Genomic DNA, 21,528 nt, shown 5'->3' with positions numbered 1-21,528 from the left:
CGCCGGCTACCGGTGCGCTGCGACCGATAGCCGGCGCACGAGCAATCAGCGATTCTGGATCATCGCCGGAATTGTCGACAGGACGCATCCCATCAGCCGTTGGGACTCGACCAGCGAAAGCTCACCGCGCGGCTTGTTCGCCAGACGATCGCATTCGGCGGAATCACTACCGCCGGCTGCCGCCTTGTCTCCACGGAGATTGACCGCGACGTAGCTCTCCCAGTCGCTGACGCTGAGCGCCCGTTTCTGGTTGGCATCCGCCACTTCGAATCCGATCAGCATCTTCTCCCCGGGCTGCACCTCGCCTTCATGCAACTTGAGGGTATGAAAACCCTCCGCATTGGTCGTCAGCTTGAGGGTGTGCGTATCTGAAAGCAGACCCGCGTCATCGTACTCGTGCACCTCGCTGCCGCGCGTCGCAATGGTGCAGAGAAATTCGCCCAGCGTGGTCGCTGCGCCGGCGCCCCATAGCGCCTGTTCCGCTTCGCTGCCGGAAACGCCGGCTGCATCGAGTGTCTTTTTGCAGGCAATCCGGCGCAGCTCCCCGGCGATCTGCTCGCCGCGAGCGCGTACGGCCTGGTGATAAGGCCGCATCACCGGCATGTCACGTTCGATGCCGGTCAGCTCCGGAACAGCCCTCCTCAACGGCTTGAGCGCCTCTTGAGACACCGGGATCGCCTCCAGCTGCTTTTCGAAGGGTTGCAACATCGCCGTGGCCGCCGCGTTGAAACGCTTCCAGAAGGCGGCATTCATCATCTGCGCGCCGCTCCGGGCACCGCTGCCGCGTAGCTCTTCGCCCATCTCCTTGCCGAGATTCCACAGTTTGCCGAGATCGGCGGGCTGTTTGACCTCGAAGGCGTTGATCCTCTCTACCATCGCACTCGCGATTCGGCTGCTCTCTTCCTCACGAGCCTGACGCTGCGCGTCCTCTATGGAGCGGCGCTTTTGCGCCACGCTATCGAGAAAGGCGCGAGCCTGCTCTGGCCTGGCTGTTTCGAGGGCAGGCAACTTGCTCATTCGATCGAGGACAGCGAGTCCCTGCACATCGTTTGCCAAACTCTCGAGTTCGCGCCGCGCAGCTTCAAGCTCGGCTGTCGCCGCGGCCTCCGCCTCCTCTTGCGCCGCCACCAGGGCCAACCTGCGTTCGGCGAGACGCGCCCCAAGCGATTCAATGTCTGTGGTTGCCAAATACCGCAGCGAACGAATCAAACCGTGAATATGCTGCTGCAGCGCCTGCGGCGTGCCCCGCAGCTGGGGTCGGACCTCCTTGCCCTGCAGCGCCTCTTCGGCGCGCTCCAGCATCACGATCGTTTCGGGTGACGCGGGCTCTTCGAGCAGCGCGGTCACGGCAGTATTGCCCGCCTCCCTGGCACGAATCAGATCACCCAGAGGACGCTGTGCTTTGCGCACCGAACGCATGGCCAGCTGCAGCGTGTCCCGTGTCGCACGATCACGGCGCTTGGATGCCGCCTTGGCGCACACATTGACCGTCGTGTTGAAATCGCGGAAGTCGTCGCGATCCCAGGAATAGATCGACTTCCCAAACAGCGGCACCATGCGTTCGTCTTCAGCCAGGACACTCAGTTGCAGGCCGGGCGAAATCTGCGTGGTTTCCTGCGCATCGCCGGCGGTCGCCCATTTTTCTATGAGGGCACAGTCGGGTTTATCAAGAGCGGGGGTGAGGGGGGCATAAACAAAGAGCATGCAGAGTAAAAGCCATTGGCGAAAATGCATCTTGACCGACCTCCTTATTTTTTGTGTTTGTTTCGGCGCCTGGCGCCGATAGCGGGGATTTGTTCGCATAAGCCTAGCAGCCGAGAACGATACGGCCAGCGTAATCAGGCGTATGATGACATCATTAAACACTCTGCCGAGTTCGGCAGTCACTACACTGTCACCTCCGTGTCTCATCTTATCGCTTTCAACAAACCCTTCAATGTCCTGTGCCAGTTTACCGATCGTGAAGGTCGCAGCACGTTGTCCAACTACATCGATGTACCCGGCATCTATGCCGCGGGGCGATTGGACCGTGACAGCGAGGGACTGCTGCTGTTGACGGACTGCGGGGCGCTGCAACAGCGCATCGCCCACCCTTCCCGGAAACTCTGGAAACGCTACTGGGTGCAGGTGGAGGGCACAATCAGCGACGCCGCCCTGCAACGGCTACGTAACGGCATTGCACTCAGGGATGGCCCCACGGCTCCGGCAAATGCAAAGCGTATCGAAGAACCAGAGCGGTTGTGGCCGCGCGATCCCCCGGTTCGTTTTCGCAAATCGGTATCCGACAGCTGGCTGGAACTCGAAATCCACGAGGGTCGCAACCGTCAGGTGCGGCGCATGACCGCCGCCGTGGGGTACCCGACACTCCGGCTGATTCGCTGCGCCATCGGCCCGGTGTCGCTGGAGGGCCTGCGGCCCGGTACATGGCGTGACATCGATCCGTTGCTTTTTGGCCCAATAAAACAAAAAACCATCGCTGCTCCCGGACAACGGGCGCGATCACGATCGCGTAACTAGCACCTGTCTCAAAATCCCCCGACTCCAGTTCAGACAATTGCTTGCAGGCGCCTGACGCGATAACGCAACCGACAGCCCTTGCGTCGCCTGTCGAGCTGCGGAAACTGAACCAGGCGGCGATTCAGGTCACGCAACTCCGCGCTGCCCCGCAAGAATGCGCCGACGGCGTTTTCGTAACGCGGCACAGAAAACACATAGGCCGCAGCAAATCGCCTTTGAACCGCGGGTGCAGTGCAGTAACCGCATCGGCGCAGTTCCTGCAGTGTCGGAAAGTTCATCACCAAGAGACCTTGCGGTGCGAGCACTTTCAGCAAACGTTGGAACCAACGCGGCTTGGCGTCGATCGCCCGCACCGGCTCGCCTTCGTGTTCACCAAACAGGTCGTCGACCACAAGATCGAACGGTTCGCCCCGCCACGCCTGCAACCACTCGCCGGCATCGGCACACTGCAATGAAACGCGCTCGCTCGACACGCCAAAATAGCGCCGGGCAACATCCAGATGTTGTGTATCGAGATCGACCCCCACCATCTCCGCGGGGCCGATAAAGTGCTCCAGCTGACGGATGACCGCGCCACCGCCAACACCCAGAATCAATACCCGTCGGATGCTGCCGGGCGGACGAAAGAAGGCGGGAAGAAAAAGCAGATCCCAGACGCCTCCTGAAACGGGCTGTGCCGGATTGTACTGACTGTGAAACACACCGTTGGTATACAGACGCCGCGCACGCCCGGCGCTGCGTACTTCGTAACGATTGTCCGGTGTCTGGTACTGCCAGAGAACTGCCATGGCCTGCAGGGTGACGAGTCGGTGGAGAGAAAGCAAATCCTGTTGCGACATGATTCGCGTTATGCTTCGGGCTCAACGCAACCTGGCCTTGTTCCACTCCGATTCTGAACGGCTCTATGCTCGATATCCTCTACCAGGACGCAACGCTCGTTGCCATCAACAAACCCACCGGGTTGCTGCTACACCGCAGCGCCATCGACCGGCACGAAACCCGTTTCGCCCTGCAACTGCTGCGCGATCAGATCGGGCAACGCGTCTACCCGGTGCATCGCCTCGACAAGCCTACCTCGGGGGTGCTGGTTTTCGCGCTCGATCGAGAGACCGCCGCTCAGCTGGCGGCGGCCTTCACCACAGGCGAGGTTCACAAGCTCTATATCGCGGTGGTGCGCGGGTATACCGCTGAAGAGGGCACCATAGATTACCCGCTGCGCGTAGAGCCAGACAGGATGACCGATCGCGACGCGCGTCAGGACAAAGGGCCGCAGACGGCGCTCACTGACTATCGACGCTTGGCCGGCGTCGAACTCCCGGTGCGCGTCGACCGCTATCCCAGTAGCCGTTACTCACTCATCGAAACCGCGCCGCGCACCGGGCGCAAACACCAGATCCGCCGTCACATGAAGCATATCGCCCACCCCATCGTCGGCGACACCACCTACGGCAAGAGCCGCCACAACCGGCTTTTCCTGGAACGCTTCGGCTCGACACGGCTGTTGCTCCATGCACGCAGTCTCGCATTCCATCACCCGGCAACGGTGCAGGCGCTCACTATCACCGCGCCGTTGGATGAAGCGTTCGGCAACGTGCTGAAGCAGCTGGGCTGGTACGAGATGATCGGCCGCGGATCCACCCCTCACCAACCCCTTCCGGGCGCGCAAACCCCGCCCGCAACGCATCCGCCGTAGAGCGCGCCTCGACAGCCGGGTTAAGATGGCGTGCATCACAACCATCGCGCCCACCTACAATAATGAACGCTCTCTTTTTCGCCCTCATCGCCATCGCCTTCCTCGTCACCGGATATCGGCAAATCGGCTGGGTGGCGCCCACGCCCGAAGCCGTTGCACCGATGGACGCCCTGGCCATCGGCATGGTGGAGGCCGCCAAGAGCTCGGTGACCCTGGCCCTTGGATTGATCGGCATAATGGCGTTCTTTCTCGGCCTGATGAAGGTGGCTGAAGCCGGCGGCCTGCTGGTGATCATCGCCCGGTTGCTGCGCCCGTTGATGATCCGCCTCTTTCCCGATGTGCCCGCCGAGCATCCGGCCATGGGCGCGATGGTGATGAACCTCTCCGCCAACGCCCTGGGACTCGGCAACGCCGCCACCCCGTTCGGCATTCGCGCCATGCAGGAGTTGGACAAACTCAATTACTACCGGGGTTCGGCCACCAACGCCATGGCACTGTTTCTCGCCATCAACACCTCGAGCGTGACGCTGTTGCCCACCGGGGTCATCGCATTGCGCGCCGCCTCGGGCTCCACCGATCCGGCGGGCATACTACCGACCACGCTCTTTGCCACGCTCTGCTCGACGACCGTGGCGATCCTGGCGGCCAAGTTCTATCAGCGCTTCTCCGCCGTCGAGCCGCCGGCGGGGTTTGCACCCCCGGATGACGCCACACCACCGCCTGCGGTGGAGGCATCACTGGCCGAAGCGCCACCCGGCTACCCGGCCTACATCTCGATACTCGCCCTGGCGGTGATCGTTGCCATGATCCCGCTCACCGTTGCCTTTGGCGCCACCATCAGCCCGTGGATATTGCCCGGGCTGGCGGTGCTGCTGCTCGGGTTCGGGGTGCTGCGCCGCGTGCGTATCTATGAAACCTTCGTCGAGGGGGCGCGCGAGGGTTTCCAGGTCGCGGTGCGCATCATCCCCTATCTGGTGGCCATCCTGGTGGCGGTGGGCATGCTGCGCGAAAGCGGCGCCCTCGAGGCCTTCGTACAGGCCGTCGGGCAGTACACCGGCGCGCTCGGGCTGCCGGCGGAAGCACTACCCATGGCGCTGCTGCGCCCGCTTTCGGGATCCGGTGCCTACGGGGTGATGGCCGCGACCATTCAGGATCCCGCCATCGGTCCCGACAGCTATATCGGCTATCTGGTGAGCACGCTGCAGGGTTCGACAGAAACCACCTTCTACGTCCTCGCCGTCTATTTCGGCGCCATCCAGATCCGCCGGGTGCGCCATGCCCTCGCAGCGGGTCTGACGGCCGATCTGGCGGGCATCATCGGGGCGATTGTCGCCTGCCAGTGGCTGCTGGCCTGAGGTTGCAACGTTCGCCCGGCGAACCGTTCCTCGGTAATTCAATGACAATACGTTGACAAATCGTCAACGTATGCTGAACTCATCCTCGTACCGCCCGGCGGATAACCACAACTCATGCCGGCCGGACGATCCCTGCCAAGGGTCACACGCCGGGCGCCAGTCAGAGCGCCCATACCGAGGAGGAGAGAGATGAAAGGCATCAACCGCGCGCTGGCGTGCAGCGCAATCGCATTCGGACTGATCAGCACCCCCACCCTGGCCGCCACCAAGTGGGATATGCCCACCCCCTACGCCGATGGCGTACACCACACCCAGAACGTGCGCCAGTTCGCCGCGGATGTGAAGGCAGCGACCAACGGCGAACTCGACATCGTCGTCCACTCCGGCGCCTCGCTGTTCAAGCACCCGGAGATCCATCGCGCCGTGCGCTCGGGTCAGGTGCCCATCGGCGAGCTGTTCATGGGCCTGCTGGGCAACGATGACCCGATCTTCAAGGTCGACAACATCCCCTTCCTGGCCAGCGACTTCGAATCCGCGCAAAAGCTGTGGGACGCCTCGCGCCCGGTCGTGGAAGAGCGGCTGACTAAAGACGGCCTGATGCTGCTCTACGCCGTACCGTGGCCGCCACAGGGCTTCTACACCAAGAATCCGGTCAGTTCAGTGGCCGATTTCAAGGGCCTGAAGATGCGCGCCTACAGCCCCACCACCTCGCGCCTGGCAGCACTGCTCGAGGCGGCGCCGACCACGGTGCAGACACCCGAAATCCCGCAGGCCTTCAGCACCGGCATCATCGAGGCGATGGTCACCTCGCCCACCACTGGCGTCAGCAGCCAGGCGTGGGATTTCGTCAACCACTACACCGATACCCAGGCGTGGATTCCCAAGAACATGGTGATCGTCAACGCCCGTTCCTTCAAACGCCTGCCCCAGGAGCAGCAGCAGGCCGTGACCGCCGCCGCCGCCAAGGCCGAAGCCCGTGGCTGGGAGATGGCCCGCGCCGAGACCATGGAGAAGACCCGGACTCTCGGCGAAAAGGGTATGCAGATCGCCGTGCCTACCCCGCAGTTCAAGGGTGAACTGCGCGCCATCGGCAAGACCATGAGCGAAGAGTGGGCCAAGGAGGCCGGCGATCAGGGGATGACCATCCTCAAGGCGGTGCAGTAAGAGGCTGTTACCTTCCCCCTCTCCCTCGGTACCTCTCCCGCCAAGGGTGAGCGAAAGCCCCTCTCCCCTCGCGGGAGAGGGGTTGGGGAGAGGGGCTGGGAAACACAACCCACATGCTCCGCCAACTTCTCGACCGTCTCTACCTCGGTGCCGGCGTGCTCGCCGCGCTCTTTCTGGTGGCCATCGCGCTGCTGATTCTGGCGCAGGTCATCGGCCGCTGGTTCGGTGTGGTCGTCCCCTCCACCGAGGATTTTTCCGGCTTTTTTCTTGCCGCCTCCAGTTTTCTGGCACTCGCGTATACGCTGCGCGCCGGCGGCCACATCCGCGTCACCCTGCTCCTGCACCACTGGTCGCCCAGCGCGCGGCGCGCCATCGAGATCACCACCCTCGCCGTTGCGCTGGCGCTCACGCTCTACGCCGCCTGGTCGTGCATCGGGCTGGTGGTCGAGTCCTACGCATTTGAAGAGGTCTCCAGCGGCTATGTCGCGGTACCGATCTGGATCCCGCAGACGCCCATGGCGCTGGGTCTGGTGATCTTCGCCATCGCGTTGCTCGATGAACTGGTCTGCCTGCTGCGCGGCCAGGAGCCCACGTACCTGCAGCAGGAAAACATCGCCGTGACCGCGGATGCAGACTAGTGGATCAACTCACCCTCATCCTGATCCTCACCGTCGCGCTCTTCGGCCTGTTGGGCATGGGTCTGTGGGTGGCGGTGGCACTTTTCGGCGTGGCGTTCGTCGGTATGGTGCTGAACGGCAACGACGCCGTCGGCCAGATCATGGCCACCACCACCTGGGGATCGAGTTCGTCGTGGACGCTCACCGCGCTGCCGCTGTTTATCTGGATGGGCGAAATCCTGTTCCGCACACGATTGTCGGAGGATCTGTTTCGCGGCCTCTCGCCGTGGCTCGGTGCGCTGCCGGGCCGTTTGCTGCACGTCAATATCCTCGGCTGCGGGATCTTCGCCGCCGTCTCCGGCTCATCCGCCGCCACCGCCGCCACCATCGGGCGCATGACGCTGCCGGAGCTCAAGCAACGCCGCTACGACGAACCGATGTCGATAGGCACCCTGGCCGGCTCGGGCACCCTGGGTCTGCTGATTCCGCCCTCGCTGATCCTGATCGTCTATGGCGTCTCGGCGCAGCTCTCCATCGGCCGGCTGTTCATCGCCGGCGCACTGCCCGGTCTGCTGCTGGTAGTGCTGTTCATGGGCTTTACCGTGGCCTGGGCACTGCTCAATCCCCGGCGCGTGCCCGCGCGCGACCCGGCGGTGAGTTGGGGACAGAAGCTCTACGCGGCGCGGCGCCTGTTCCCGGTCCTGGGGCTGATCATCTTCGTACTCGGCTCGATCTACGGCGGATTCGCCACCGCCACCGAGGCCGCCGTGCTCGGCGTGGTCGGCGCCCTGTTCCTCTCGATCACCACCGGCTCGCTCACCTGGCAGACCTTCAACGAGAGCCTGATGGGCGCCACCCGCACCTCGTGCATGATCGCCTTTATTCTGGCCGGCGCCGCCTTTCTCACCATCGCCATGGGCTTTACCGGCATCCCGCGCGCGCTGGCCGAGTACATCGGCGCCATGGGTCTTTCGGCCACCGGACTGCTGGTGGTGTTGACCCTTTTCTTCGTCCTGCTGGGCTGCTTTCTCGACGGCATCTCGGTGGTGGTGCTGACCACTTCGGTGATTCTGCCCATCGTGGAACAGGCAGGGATCGACCTGCTCTGGTTCGGCGTCTATCTGGTGCTGGTGGTGGAGATGTCGCAGATCACCCCGCCGGTGGGTTTCAACCTGTTCGTCATCCAGGGGCTGACCGGGCGCAACATCCTCTACATCGCCCGCGCCGCGTTGCCGTTCTTTTTCCTGCTGCTGGCGGCGGTGGTGCTGGTGACCTGGTTTCCCGGGATCGTCACCTATCTCCCGCAGCAGATGACGCGGGGTTGATTCAGGATGATCACCGCAGGCGCGATTGCAGGAGCGGCGGAAGCCGCGAACTGTTTGATTTCTTTCAACACAAAGACGCAAAGGCGCCAAGGACGCAAAGAGAAAGCGTTCTGTTTTATTTTGAACAATCCGTCCTTCGCGTCTTGGCGTCTTTGCGTTGAGAGCTGTTCAAGACACCCCTTCGCGGCTTCCGCCGCTCCTACGGACCCTAGGAGTTGTTCGTGACAACGGCTTCAAACAATCGCTGGGACTTCTGGATCGACCGCGGCGGCACCTTCACCGACATCGTCGCGCGCCGCCCCGACGGTGCGGTGGTGACCCACAAACTGCTTTCGGAGAATCCCGAACGCTACCCCGACGCCGCGTTGCAGGGTATTCGCGAACTCCTTGGAGTCAACACGACAACGGCGATTCCCGCCGCGCAGATCGAGTCGGTGAAGATGGGCACCACCGTCGCCACCAACGCGCTGCTGGAACGCAAGGGCGATCCGACGCTGCTGGTGGTGACGCGCGGGTTTCGCGATGCGCTGCGCATCGGCTACCAGACCCGGCCCAAACTCTTCGCCCTGCACATCGAGTTGCCGGAGATGCTCTACGCGCGAGCCGTGGAAGCCGACGAGCGCATGAGCGCCCAAGGCGACATACTGCAACCCTTGGCCGTCGATCGGCTGCGCGTTGAACTGCAGGCGGCGTACGACACCGGTCTGCGGGCCATCGCCATCGCCCTGATGCACGGTTATCGCTACCCGCAGCACGAACGCACCATCGCCGAACTGGCGCGTGCCATCGGCTTCACCCAGGTCTCGGTGAGTCACGAAGTAAGCCCGCTGATGAAACTCGTAAGCCGCGGTGACACCACCGTGGTCGATGCCTATCTCTCGCCCATTCTGCGCCGCTACATCGACCGTGTTGCCGCTGAGCTGGGTGATACACGCCTGATGTTCATGCAGTCCAACGGCGGGCTGACCGACGCGCACCTGTTCCAGGGCAAGGACGCGATTCTCTCCGGACCCGCCGGCGGCGTGGTGGGCATGGTGCGCACCGCGGCGCTCGCCGGTTTCGAGCAGGTCATCGGTTTCGATATGGGCGGCACCTCCACCGATGTTAGCCACTACGACGGCGTCTACGAGCGCACCTTCGAAACCGAAGTGGCGGGTGTGCGGTTGCGCGCGCCGATGATGCTGATCCATACCGTCGCCGCCGGCGGTGGGTCGATCCTGCATTTCGACGGCGCGCGCTATCGCGTCGGTCCCGAATCGGCGGGCGCCAACCCCGGGCCCGCCTGTTACCGCAAGGGCGGGCCGCTCACCGTGACCGACTGCAACGTCATGCTCGGCAAGCTGCAACCGCAGTTTTTTCCCCATGTCTTCGGTCCCGACGCCGACCAGCCGCTCGATACCACCATAGTCCACGAGCGTTTCGCCGCGCTCGCCGAACGCATCCGCGCAGCCAGCGGCGATACGCGTACGCCCGAACAGGTTGCCGCGGGTTTTCTCGCCATCGCGGTGGAGAACATGGCCAACGCCATCAAGAAGATCTCGGTGCAGCGCGGCTACGATGTCTCCGACTACGTGCTCAACTGCTTCGGCGGCGCCGGCGGTCAACACGCCTGTCTGGTGGCCGATGCACTGGGCATGAAGCGGGTGCTGCTCCACCCGCACGCGGGCGTGCTCTCGGCCTACGGCATCGGCCTTGCCGACGTGCGCGCGATGCGCGAGCGTGCGGTGGAGGCGGAGCTGAACGACGCGCGGTTCACCGAGCTGCAAACGCTACTCGATGAACTCGCTGCCGAAGCCGGCACGGAGATGACGGCGCAGCAGGTCGCCCCTGAACGCATCCACACGCTGCGCAGGCTGCACCTGAAATATGCCGGCACCGACACGACGCTGATCATTGACTTCGCCGGCATCGCCGCAATGACCACCGCCTTCGAAGCAGCCCATCAGCAGCGTTACGGTTTCATCGCGCCGGACAAGGCGTTGGTCGTCGAAGCGGCACAGGTCGAGGTGGTGGGTACCAGCGATGTCGAGACCACGGTCAGCGACACGGCACTCTCGCGCAGCCCTTCCGATGGCGTAGCCATCACCCATGTCACTGCGGTGATGAACGGCGCGCCACACGACACATCGGTCTACGACCGCGGTACGCTCGCATCTGGCGCACGCATTGATGGCCCCGCCATCATCATCGAAGCCAACAGCACCACGGTATTGGAACCGGGGTGGCAAGCGGAGGTAACTCCACGCCTCGATCTCGTGCTCACCCGCGTTGTACCGCTGCCCAAGCGCGTTGCGATCGGCACACAGGTCGATCCGGTGATGCTGGAAATCTTCAACAATCTGTTCATGTCCATCGCCGAGCAGATGGGCTCGGTGCTGGAGAACACCGCCTCGTCGGTCAACATCAAGGAACGCCTCGACTTCTCCTGCGCCGTCTTTGACCAGACGGGCGAACTCATCGCCAATGCGCCGCACATGCCGGTGCACCTCGGCTCCATGAGCGAGAGCATCAAATCGGTGATACGCGCCTACCAGGGCCGGATGTGCGATGGCGACGCCTACCTGCTCAATGCACCCTACAACGGCGGCACGCACCTGCCCGACGTCACGGTGATCAAACCGGTTTTCGACAACGCCGGTCGCGAGGTGCTCTTCTACGTGGCCTCGCGCGGTCATCACGCCGACATCGGCGGCATCACACCGGGCTCCATGCCGCCGGCCAGCACCAGCGTCGAAGAGGAGGGCATCCTCATCGACAACGTCAAGATCGTCGACCGCGGCCGGTTCCAGGAAGAGGCGATACGCGCACTGCTCGCCCGCGGCAATCACCCGGCGCGCAACATCGACCAGAACATCGCCGACTTTCAGGCGCAGATCGCCGCCTGCGAGAAAGGCGTTCAGGAGTTGCGCCACATGGTCGAACACTTCACGCTGCCGGTGGTGCAGGCCTACATGCAGCATGTGCAGGACAACGCCGAGGAGTCGGTACGGCGGGTGCTCGAGGTGCTCGGCGACGGCGAATTCCGCTACGAGATGGATGACGGAAACTGCGTTCAGGTACGCATCGCAGTCGACAAACCTACGCGCCGCGCCACCATCGATTTCACCGGCACCAGCCCCCAACATCCCGGCAACTTCAACGCCCCCACCGCAGTCTGCAAAGCCGCCGTGCTCTACGTCTTTCGCAGTCTGGTCGATGCCGACATTCCGCTCAACGCCGGATGCCTCAAACCGCTGGAGATCATCATTCCTGAAGGCTCCATGCTCAACCCCGAATATCCGGCCGCGGTGGTCGCCGGCAACGTGGAAACCTCGCAGGTGATCGTCGATACGTTGTTCGGCGCGCTCGGCACGCAGGCGGCCAGCCAGGGCACCATGAACAACTTCACCTTCGGCAATGCGCGGCACCAGTACTACGAGACGATCTGCGGCGGCAGCGGCGCCGGTCCCGACTTCGACGGTACCGATGCGGTACACACCCACATGACCAATTCGCGTCTCACCGACCCCGAGGTGCTGGAGTGGCGATTCCCGGTGATGCTGGAGTCGTTCGCGATTCGCCGCGGATCGGGCGGGGCCGGTAGACATCGCGGCGGCGACGGCACGGTGCGCAGAATGCGCTTTCTCGAACCCATGACTGCCGCCATCCTCGCCGGCCATCGCCGCGTACCCCCCTACGGTCTTGCCGGCGGGAAACCGGGTGCCGTAGGCCGCAACCGGGTCGAACGGGCGGGCGGCGCCGTAGAAGAACTCGGTGCGCAAGCAGAAGTGGAACTGAGCAGTGGCGATCGCTTTGTCATTGAGACGCCGGGTGGTGGTGGGTATGGTGAACCATAGAGATGCAACCCTCACCCCAGCCCTCTCCCACAGTGAGAGGGAATCTGTCTCCAAGCTATCTGCAGCGCTCTTGGGTAAACCCTTCGCCCCGTGGGACGACCCCATGGATGTAGGAGATAGAACGAATTTTGGAACTCGAGTCGAGAGCGGTTGGAGTGAGGGCAAAATCCATCAAAATAGGGAGGCTTGCAGTGCAGCGGAATGCACGCGCCAATTATTTGCGCAAGTATCAAACTGACGAAGAGAAGCTCGTGTGGAGCAAGTTAAGGCGCCGACAACTACGGTGACATAAATTTCGCCGCCAGACGCCCATAGACAAACCACTTTCCAACACCGTTTCGGAAACCACCATGACCTCACCGAAAAAACCGCAGGCACCGCGCATCGTCTCCTCCGCGCATCTCGTCTCTGAACGCAGCGCCGAGTTGAGCGAGTTCGAGTACGGTCTGATCATCGCCAACAACGCCTTCCAGCGCTGGATGCTCCACTGCATGGCGGTCGCCGGCGAAAAAGGGCTCGGCGCCCAGGACATCCTGGTGCTGCACAACGTCAACCATCGCGAACGCGCCAAACGCCTCGCCGATATCTGTTTTGCACTGAACGTCGAGGACAACCACACCGTCTCCTACTCGCTGCGCAAACTGATGAAGATGGAGCTGGTTCAAGGCGACCGGCGGGGAAAGGAGATCTTCTACTCCACCACTCCCAAGGGTGCGGAGTTGTGCATGCGTTATCGCGATGTGCGCGAGCAGTGTCTGATTGCCAGTCTCGAAGTACTCGGCATCGGCAATAAAGAGATCGGCGAATTGGCCAAGGTGTTGCGGACGCTGTCGGGGCTTTACGATCAGGCGGCGCGGGCGGCGGCGTCATTGTAGGTACTCGATCGTGATAGAGCTTTGGCTACATAGGCTGAAACGCCAGGCCACACGCCACTGCAGATCATACCGATCACCTTCAATCCTCCGCGCCGGATGGTGAGAGATCTTCTTCGCGTGACCGAGGCGAAAGCCATTGATACTAGAACCTATCTCAGAATCCCCCGCGTGCTGTATTGTACCCCAGAGGCGCGCTGGGTAGGCCCGAAGGTTCAGAAATAGAAACGTAGTCGTACGGTCAGGCTCATCGGCAAGTGACCGAATTCCGATTGTGATTCGCCCATTTGATTCAAACCCGGCCCGTTGGCAAACTGCAGTGACAGCAGGAGATCAGACTCATTGCTGACCGAGTAGGACAGATTGAACTGGTGGAGAACTGATGTCGCTGCGTGCCCATCCGCACCGTTCAGCGGACTGATCAGCAACGTGTAGCCGCCGTGCAGCAATGGCGTGATGTCTTTTTCAACTGCAATACCCAGCACTCTTCGCACCAAGTGCTGCTGGAGCCCGTAGGTCACCAATAAATCGGTGGGCGAAACCGGCAGTGATGCTTCTTGTGTCGCACCGCGACCATTGTCATACCACTCGACGGCGATCAACGTTCCATTTTCGAACTGATAGTCAATCCCTGCAATCCAGAAGTCGGTACTTTCATCCGGCTGTTGCAAATGGGTATGTAACCACTCGACACGCCAACCCATACCGGCCCAATCACCTTCGAGAGACATTCCGGCTACGTCATTGCCAATCACCTGCCCGGCAACCAACGACATATCAACCCGCTCTCCGACCTGGCGTCGATAATGCAGAACTGAACTGTTCTCAATGGCGGTGTTGTCCTTGGGGGCCCAGGCATGAACTGCCGTCAGTGACGAGAAGGCGGAGGGATACCAGTCCAGCACCAACGAGTCGATCCCTGGTTTGAAATCGGTGTCCAAGTCGGTAGCAGCGAAAGCACCGAATACGTTGAGGGGCTGCCAAAAACGCCCGCTTCCCCAGTCGATGGGTTGGCGGCCCAGCGTAACCGTAAAACGGTCGAAACGGCGTTTGTAGGCGGCCCGATCAAACTCAAAACCCGCGCGCGTGGAACTATCGCCGCTGCTCTCTTGCTGCCAATCGTCGGCCAGATCACGATATCGAAACAGGTCACTGGAATGATGCGCACCGGCGGGAAAGCCGCTTAGGTGCTGCCGCACCATTTTCAGATGAACCGACCACTCACCACGACCCCGGGAATCGTCAAGCATCAGACGCAAACTCTGCTGATCTGCGGTGAATGTGTCATTGTCCGCACCTTCATAGCCAGCATCGCCCGGCTCGGCCGACGCCGTTGTTCCGAGCACGGAAACCCGTCCTGTCAGTTCTGTCGATTGCACGGCGGACAGCGGCAGCAGCGCCGCCGCTATCAGGCAGAGGCTAATGGGTACCGTTTTGACGATGACGTTCGACTCGTTCGTCACTGACGATCTTTCCGTCGCGCAGTGTGATTATCCTCTCGGCCCGCTCCATGACACGCACATCGTGGGTGGAGAAGATGAAGGTGGTTTTCTCTTCGTGGGAGAGACGATGCATGATATCGAGTAATGCCGTGGCGTTTTCTGAATCGAGGTTGGCGGTGGGTTCGTCAGCCAGCACCAATCGCGGCCCGGCCGCCAGGGCGCGGGCCACGGCAACGCGTTGCTGCTGACCGCCACTCAGCGCCGCGGGCCGACGGTGCATTACTTTTTCCAGCCCCACCAGGGTCAGATAGTGCTCCGCCCGCTCCCGGCGTTCGCCGACGCTACGCCCCTGCAGTACCATCACCAGCTCAACATTCTCCAGCGCGCTCAATACCGGCACCAAGTTGTAGGCCTGAAATACGAAACCCAACTGAAACAGACGAAAGTCCGACAAGTCCGCCTCCTTCAGCGAAGTGATCCCGGTACCGTTCAACTGGATACTACCGCGGGTGGCCGCATCCAGGCCGCCGATGATGTTCAGAAGAGTGGTCTTGCCCGAACCGGACGGTCCGACGAGCGCGGCAAACTCGCCTTCTTCCACCACCAAGTCGATGCCCTGCAAGGCCTGCACCTCCAACTCGCCCTGATAATAAATCTTGTCGATACCCTTGAGTGTCAGCAGTGCCATGTCGTTTTTCCAGACTGTGGGTTTGCGTTGCGGAACAATTTCATGTACGCAGTGCCTCGACCGGCGTCACCCGCGAAGCCTTGATCGCGGGATAGATACCGCTACCCAGGGTCGCGCTGAAAATCAGCAGCGTAAGCTGAAACACACGATCGGCTGAGAGTTCGGTGTAGACAACCGGGTCCATAAAGGTGCCCATCATCTCCGTGCTGCCCCCCAACAATGCGGCCATGTCAATACCGTTGTGTGCAAACCATGAGTGGGTGGCGCCCGCGACGACCCAACCGATGCCTACGGCCAACACGCTCAGCAGTAGCGACTCGCAGAACACCAGCAACAGCAGGTGGTTGCGACTCATGCCGAGCGCGCGCAACAGACCGAATTCCCGTGTACGCTCGAGCACGCTCATCAGCACGGTATTGAGAATGCCGAATACCACCATGATCAGTATCAGCACCAGGAAGATATAGTTTCCGGCGTCGTCGACCATGATGAATTGCACGAGCTGGGGCATCATTTCCTGCCAATCCAGCACGATCACCCGTTCGCTCTCCAGCGCCTTTTTCAATTCAGCTTTCCAAGCGGCCATGGTATCCGGGTCGTCGAGGAACAGGGCAAAACGGGTGACTGGTGCCAGATCCGGATCGGCGCCCTCCCCCTCGAGAAAACGTTGGGCAAACTGAAGATCGCTGAGAATCAGATATTCATCCAGCTCATCGACCTTCGAATCGAATATGCCGCGCACCCGACCCAGCTGCGCCTGGGAGTCGCCGCCCTGCTTGCCAGCCATCAGCACCACCTTACTGCCAACCTTGGCCTTGAGTTTGCCCGCCATCCCATCGCCAATGAGGATGCCACGCAAGTCTCCTGGCTCGATCCACTCCCCTTCCACCAGCTGCGGCTTGAGTATGTTCACACGCTGGTCGCCGCGCAGACTCAAACCTTCCAGCCCCGCGCCGACCGAGTTGCTGGGAGTACTGGCGAGCACCTGCAGCGAGATACGCGGCTCGACGCTGCCCGCCACATTGAGCGCATCGATCTGCGTCAGCAACGCCTGCCCGTTGGCCAGGTATTTGTGGTTGGCCGGGGCCTCGAGGTAACCGCGCGGCTGCACCGTCAAGTGCCCCTCGCCGAGCTTGATGGCGTTGCGGATCATCGAGTTGTGCGCACCGTCATTGAGACCGATCATCAACACCGACAAAGCAAAGCCGATGGCGATCGAGCTGAGGGTAATCAGGGTGCGCCGCCGGTGGCGCCAGATATTGCGCCAGGAGAGCATCACCAGCATGGTGACCGGCAGACGGCTGTGTCGGGTTTTCAACGCATCACCTCCGCCGGTCTGAGGCGTACGGTGCGCCAAGCGGGAATCAACGCCGCCAGCAGGGTGATACCAATCATCAGGATGCAGCCATTCAGCACATCCATGGGATCGAGATGAAGCTTCATATAGGGTTCGAAGATGATGCCACCCCAATCGTAGCCGTCGGGCAAGGTGCCGCTGAGGTCGATACCGCGTTCGCCGAACAGCCGGATAACCCCCACGCCCAGAAGCACGCCCGCCACGGCCGAAACCAGGCCAAGAAAAAGGGCTTCCAGCATCACCATTATCAACAGCCAGCGACGTTTCATACCGATCGCCAGCAAAATGCCGAATTCGTGGGTTCGCTCGTGCACCGCCATCAGCATGGTGTTGAGCATGCCCATCGACGCCAACGCGATGACAATGAAACCGACAAAAAACGTGATGGTTTTGCTCAACTCCAGCATATCGGCCACCAGCGGTGTTAGCTGACGCCAGTTACGCACCAGCGGTAGACCACCGAGTTCATCCAAAGGCTGCTGTTTCACCAGTTTTTTCAACGCATCGTCGAGTTCCGCCTGCACGGTAGGGAGACGGGTGATGTCGTCCAGTCGGACAACCAGTTCGTGAAAACCATCCTGCAGATACATCAACTGCTGATAGGCTTCGATCGACATCAACACGCCCATGCGATCGAAGTTTGGCTCCAGGGGCTTCAGCACCGCGGCAACACGGTAGAGAGCGTTGCCGATACTGCCATCTATGGCTTGAGTGACCAGGACCAGTTCACTGCCGGGCTCAAGCTTCATGTTCTTTGCCAACTGGGCACCGATCACCAGGTTGTAGCGGGGCAGCCCCTCTGCACTACTCTCGGCAAGCCCCAGATCAAGCTCGCCGCTACGCACCTGTTCCAGCATCTTGGTGACCACCGCTTCACGCTGCGGATCGACCGCTTTGATCAAAACGCCGTTCGATGTATTTTCCGCACTGGCCAACCCGGAGGCATACAGGCGGGGCGCCACCCTGATCTGCGGAAATGCCTGCTCGATTTCATCCATATAGGACCAGGGGAGGGTGGCATAAATATCCTGATCATCGACATAGGCCTGGCGGTGCACCTGCAGATGGCCGATGGAGATCGCCGTGGCCTGATGGACCATCTGTCGAATCATCCCCTCCATCATCGCCGCGTAAAAGATCACCATCGTCAGCCCTCCGGCCAACGCGGCAATGGTAAGAATGCTGCGCACCGGACTGCGCCAGATGTTTCGCCAGGCAACGAACAACAGCATCGGCAAGCGACTGGAGGAATGTGATGGGACGGGTTGTTCCATAACCAATGCCTAGCGACGGCGTTTGAGTGTTTGCAAGGAGAAGAAGGACTCTTCCAGCGGCATGCCAAAGGCTATCTGCTGATAGACGATTACCGTTGACTCATCGGGCTTGTCCAGCGGTTGCAGGCTCATGCGCATGGGTATAACACGGCCATCGATCATCTGCGTCTGATCCATTGTCATGGTGCGAATCAGCACACCCTCCTCATCGTAATAAAGTGATGTGTAGGGTGCCAGGGACACCTGATCGACCGTCATTATCACCTTACCCCAGACCACTGCCGCATCGGGTTTGGCCACAAAGGTCAGCTCGTAGATGCGTTGCCCGTCACGTTCTCCCTCGAAGCTGATGGTCGCATCGTAATCGTCTTCGAAGGTGCTCTCCTTGACCAGGTCATCATTGGTGAAATGGCTCCCCATCCAGGAACCGGACATCATGCTGGAGGGTACCTTGGTAACGCGGTTTATTTTCGGCAGGTAGTTCCAGATATTCTCCTCAACCTTCAGGGTGGCGATACCGCGATCCTTAACCGGCTCGCGAATCACCACCAGCGAATAGTCCTTGCCTCGCGACCAGGCCTCCATGGTCATGGTGCGTTCATAGCGCTCGGTCTTCACCGACATCGACATCGTGGCCCGGGAGGTATCGCCCCGCCAGAGGCGATCGATGTGTCGAATCAGTTCATCCACGTCGATGGCGACCGCGGGTAACGACACCGCCATCAACCCGCCAAAAAAGATCGAGAAGAGAGCCCCGTGCTTGTTCAGAGCAAGCCGGCGAGTACCAATATCGATTGTATGTGACGTTGTCATACCGCCTCCCGCGATAGCGGCTCTCGCCGCTGCTGCTTCCAAATGACTCTATTCAGCACCGTTGTGCAGGGTCTTCACACAATCCGCACTATCCCCGTTGTCAATGCGATGATCCTACAGCTGATTCCCTGTTGAACGCATTCGTTATCGCCATCTTTTCAATGATCGTCATTCTGGTAACGCAGTTCAGCAGCTTCTATCAGGCCAGGCTTGTGTCAAACACCATCGCCGGGGGTTTGACGTTCGCCATGGTGCGGACGCTGCCGGGGCTTTACGATCAGGTGGCGCGGGTGGGGTCATTGTGATGCATCAGGGGGTTTGCGTTTTTTTGGTTTGTGAGGCTACGCCGCAGTTGAATTAGGGCGGGGTTCCGCGCCCGCAGCGCAGGTCCCTTTCTTTGCTCGCCCAAAGAAAGGGACAAAAGAAAGTGCGCCCAACGGCCGCGCCGGCTTTGCCGGTTCCCTGCGTTGCTCGGTCTGTGAGGGGTTTCATCGTCAGCACTTCCTGTGCTGACGATGAAAGCTTCGCCTTCCCTGGCTCACCCCTGACGGGCCTGATCCTCACAGCCCTGCGCTACTCGGCGCTGCCGACGGGAGGCTAACGTCAACACCCCCACTGCAGAAAGATCGGGCACATCGAGTTGTCACCCCGAGAGTTTGGGTTTTGTCTTTTTTGCCGTTGATGTGTCCGTCCCGTTCGGCAGCGCCGAGCATCGCAGTCAACGGGGATCAGGCCCGTGAGGGGGCGTGCACGGATGCACGCCCTCGCCAGTAGGGCCAGGACGGCCCTTCTGGCGAGCCCCCCGTTGGCGAGAAGCGCAGGGAACCGCCCAACGGGCGGCGCGTACGCCGGGACAATGGTTTTGGGTACTTTTGCCAAAACAAAAGTACCTCGCCTGCGGGTGCGAGAACCCGCAACCAATCAACCGCGGCGCAGCCGCATCCTATTCAAAAAACCTCTCCAACTCCCGACACACCGAATCTGGATCTTCCTCCGGTAAAAAATGCCCGCACGCCAGTGCACCACCCTCAACCTGCTCCGCATACTCCCGCCACACCCCCAACACATCGTACTTGCGCCCCACAAAACCCTGCGCCCCCCACAACACCAGCAAGGGGCAGTGAATCTTGCGACTACGATCCGCTTCATCGTGTTCCAGATCGATACTCGCCGCTGCGCGGTAGTCTTCGCATAGGGCGCGGATCGTTTCCGGGTTGCTGAAACAGCGCACGTACTCCGCCACGGCTTCGGGCTCGAACACCGCGTCCGCTCCGCTCCAACGTTGCAGTTTCTCGGTGAGAAAATAGGCCGGATCGGCGCCGATCATGCGCTCGGGCAGGCCGTTGGGTTGGATGAGAAAGAACCAGTGGTAATAGGCGGTGGCGAGTTCCTGATCGGTATTGCGAAACACGTAATGCGTCGGCGCGATATCCATGACGCACGCTTTGCGCACGCAATCGGGAAAATCCAAAGCCATTCGGTGCGTCACCCGTGCGCCCCGATCATGCCCCGCCACGAAAAACTCATCGTAGCCCAGATGACGCATCACTTCGATCATGTCCCCGGCCATGGCACGCTTGGAGTAAGCCGTGTGATCAGAAGCGCTGTCCGGCTTGGAGCTGTCGCCGTAACCCCGCAGATCCGGGCAGATCACATGAAAGCGTTCCGCGAGTTTCGGCGCGACTTTATGCCACATGACGTGGGTTTGCGGATACCCGTGCAGCAGCAGCAACGGATCGCCAGAACCGCCATGGACCAAATGTATCTCGGCTTCGCTGATTTGCACTCTGAGCGATTCAAAACCATCGCCGAACATCATGCACCTCCACGACTATGTTCTTTTAACCCGATTCAACTCCGGATCGCTGTACCCACTACCCTTTCGGCAAATCCTCGCTCAACAATACGTACTCCTTGTCATGCAGAGTTTTGATGATCTGATCGGGATCGTCGGCCCGGAACCGGACTATCGCGGTGCGTTTGCCTGCCTGATCCGGATGCGTGGTGGTGATCACGCTGACAGTGCTGCCACCCAATTGATTGATGGCGGTCAGCAGTTCCGCCAACCGGCCGCGCTCGTCTTTGAGGTGTACGGCAATGCGCGCGGAGTCCTCCTGGTAGCTGCCGGTGATCTCGAGGAAAAAATCGACCAGATCCATGCCGGTCACAATCCCCACCAGCTTGCCGTTGTCCACGACCGGCAGCGAGCCCACCTTTTGCCGGCGCATCAGCTTGCCCGCCTCTTCGACCAGCGTGGTGGGCGCGCAGGTGACCACCTCTTTGTGCATGATCTCTTCGGCCAACAGCTTGGCCAGCAGATAGGTGGCTTCGCCTTGCGACAGGGTCGATGCGGGAGACGGAGCAACCCGCTGCAGGTCACGGTGACTGACGATGCCCGCCAGTGTTCCGTTGCTCTTGATGACCGGCAGATGACGGATACGCTTCTCCCGCATCAGCCGTTCCAGTTCAGGAACCGCGGTATCCACGGTTACCGCCACCACGTCTTTGGTCATGATCTGTTCAACATACATAGCCGTAATCACTCCGGGTTAATGATTCTGTTATCCGTTGGATA

The 21,528-nt window shown here is 61.1% G+C and carries 17 protein-coding genes; 8 read left to right on the top strand and 9 right to left on the bottom strand.

Annotated elements, in window-relative coordinates; translation table 11 throughout:
- Positions 1-45: 45 nt before the first annotated feature.
- Positions 46-1,734, bottom strand: a complete 1,689-nt coding sequence (locus DWQ09_09830; protein KAA3628405.1) for a hypothetical protein — start codon at positions 1,732-1,734, stop codon at positions 46-48.
- Between DWQ09_09830 and DWQ09_09825 the strand changes: the two genes are divergently transcribed.
- A complete protein-coding gene (locus DWQ09_09825; GenBank protein KAA3628404.1) occupies positions 1,729-2,517 on the top strand; it encodes a pseudouridine synthase in 789 nt (262 codons plus the stop codon). The two genes, DWQ09_09830 and DWQ09_09825, sit on opposite strands and share 6 nt — an antisense overlap.
- Before the next feature lie 29 nt (positions 2,518-2,546).
- Here DWQ09_09825 and DWQ09_09820 read toward each other — a convergent pair whose 3' ends face one another.
- Positions 2,547-3,356 (bottom strand): methyltransferase domain-containing protein, encoded by an 810-nt coding sequence (locus DWQ09_09820; GenBank protein ID KAA3628403.1) that lies wholly within the window; start codon positions 3,354-3,356, stop codon positions 2,547-2,549.
- A gap of 65 nt (positions 3,357-3,421) precedes the next feature.
- On the opposite strand from DWQ09_09820, the gene DWQ09_09815 reads away from it, so the two are divergent.
- From DWQ09_09815 to DWQ09_09785, 7 genes are all read left to right on the top strand, one after another.
- A complete protein-coding gene (locus DWQ09_09815; protein KAA3628402.1) occupies positions 3,422-4,210 on the top strand; it encodes a tRNA pseudouridine(65) synthase TruC in 789 nt (262 codons plus the stop codon).
- A gap of 62 nt (positions 4,211-4,272) precedes the next feature.
- Entirely contained in the window at positions 4,273-5,565 is a 1,293-nt protein-coding gene (locus DWQ09_09810) for a spore maturation protein (protein ID KAA3628401.1), read from the top strand.
- 189 nt (positions 5,566-5,754) lie between these two features.
- Positions 5,755-6,729 carry a C4-dicarboxylate ABC transporter substrate-binding protein gene (locus tag DWQ09_09805; GenBank protein ID KAA3628400.1) on the top strand — a complete coding sequence of 325 codons (975 nt, stop codon included), beginning with the start codon at positions 5,755-5,757 and terminating at the stop codon, positions 6,727-6,729.
- Between the two features lie 113 nt (positions 6,730-6,842).
- Complete coding sequence (locus tag DWQ09_09800; protein ID KAA3628399.1) at positions 6,843-7,367, top strand: TRAP transporter small permease; 525 nt, start codon at positions 6,843-6,845, stop codon at positions 7,365-7,367.
- Entirely contained in the window at positions 7,367-8,671 is a 1,305-nt protein-coding gene (locus DWQ09_09795; GenBank protein ID KAA3628398.1) for a C4-dicarboxylate ABC transporter permease, read from the top strand. Before DWQ09_09800 ends, DWQ09_09795 begins: the two co-directional genes overlap by 1 nt.
- Before the next feature lie 221 nt (positions 8,672-8,892).
- A complete protein-coding gene (locus tag DWQ09_09790; protein KAA3628397.1) occupies positions 8,893-12,507 on the top strand; it encodes a 5-oxoprolinase in 3,615 nt (1,204 codons plus the stop codon).
- 350 nt (positions 12,508-12,857) lie between these two features.
- On the top strand, positions 12,858-13,382 hold the full coding sequence (locus DWQ09_09785) for a transcriptional regulator (protein KAA3628396.1): 525 nt from the start codon (positions 12,858-12,860) through the stop codon (positions 13,380-13,382).
- Positions 13,383-13,594: 212 nt separating this feature from the next.
- Here DWQ09_09785 and DWQ09_09780 read toward each other — a convergent pair whose 3' ends face one another.
- The 7 genes from DWQ09_09780 to DWQ09_09750 all read right to left on the bottom strand — a co-directional run bounded on the left by DWQ09_09780 (position 13,595) and on the right by DWQ09_09750 (position 21,484).
- Positions 13,595-14,842 carry a hypothetical protein gene (locus tag DWQ09_09780; protein ID KAA3628395.1) on the bottom strand — a complete coding sequence of 416 codons (1,248 nt, stop codon included), beginning with the start codon at positions 14,840-14,842 and terminating at the stop codon, positions 13,595-13,597.
- Positions 14,799-15,509, bottom strand: a complete 711-nt coding sequence (locus DWQ09_09775) for an ABC transporter ATP-binding protein (GenBank protein ID KAA3628394.1) — start codon at positions 15,507-15,509, stop codon at positions 14,799-14,801. The genes DWQ09_09780 and DWQ09_09775 overlap by 44 nt, the downstream gene beginning before the upstream one ends.
- 40 nt (positions 15,510-15,549) lie before the next feature.
- The gene (locus DWQ09_09770) at positions 15,550-16,827 is read right to left on the bottom strand and encodes an ABC transporter permease (protein KAA3628393.1); all 1,278 of its coding nucleotides are present in this window, start codon (positions 16,825-16,827) and stop codon (positions 15,550-15,552) included.
- Complete coding sequence (locus DWQ09_09765; GenBank protein KAA3628392.1) at positions 16,824-18,140, bottom strand: ABC transporter permease; 1,317 nt, start codon at positions 18,138-18,140, stop codon at positions 16,824-16,826. Before DWQ09_09765 ends, DWQ09_09770 begins: the two co-directional genes overlap by 4 nt.
- 9 nt (positions 18,141-18,149) lie before the next feature.
- Entirely contained in the window at positions 18,150-18,863 is a 714-nt protein-coding gene (locus DWQ09_09760) for an outer membrane lipoprotein-sorting protein (GenBank protein ID KAA3628453.1), read from the bottom strand.
- 1,033 nt (positions 18,864-19,896) lie between these two features.
- Entirely contained in the window at positions 19,897-20,769 is an 873-nt protein-coding gene (locus DWQ09_09755) for an alpha/beta hydrolase (protein ID KAA3628391.1), read from the bottom strand.
- A 58-nt stretch (positions 20,770-20,827) separates the two neighbouring features.
- A complete protein-coding gene (locus DWQ09_09750; protein ID KAA3628390.1) occupies positions 20,828-21,484 on the bottom strand; it encodes a CBS domain-containing protein in 657 nt (218 codons plus the stop codon).
- Positions 21,485-21,528: the final 44 nt, after the last annotated feature.

The sequence above is a fragment of the Pseudomonadota bacterium genome (assembly GCA_008501635.1).
Lineage (GTDB): Bacteria > Pseudomonadota > Gammaproteobacteria > QQUJ01 > QQUJ01 > QQUJ01.
The sequence above is the reverse complement of the archived record's forward strand: the minus strand, read 5'-3'. Positions and strand labels throughout refer to the sequence as shown.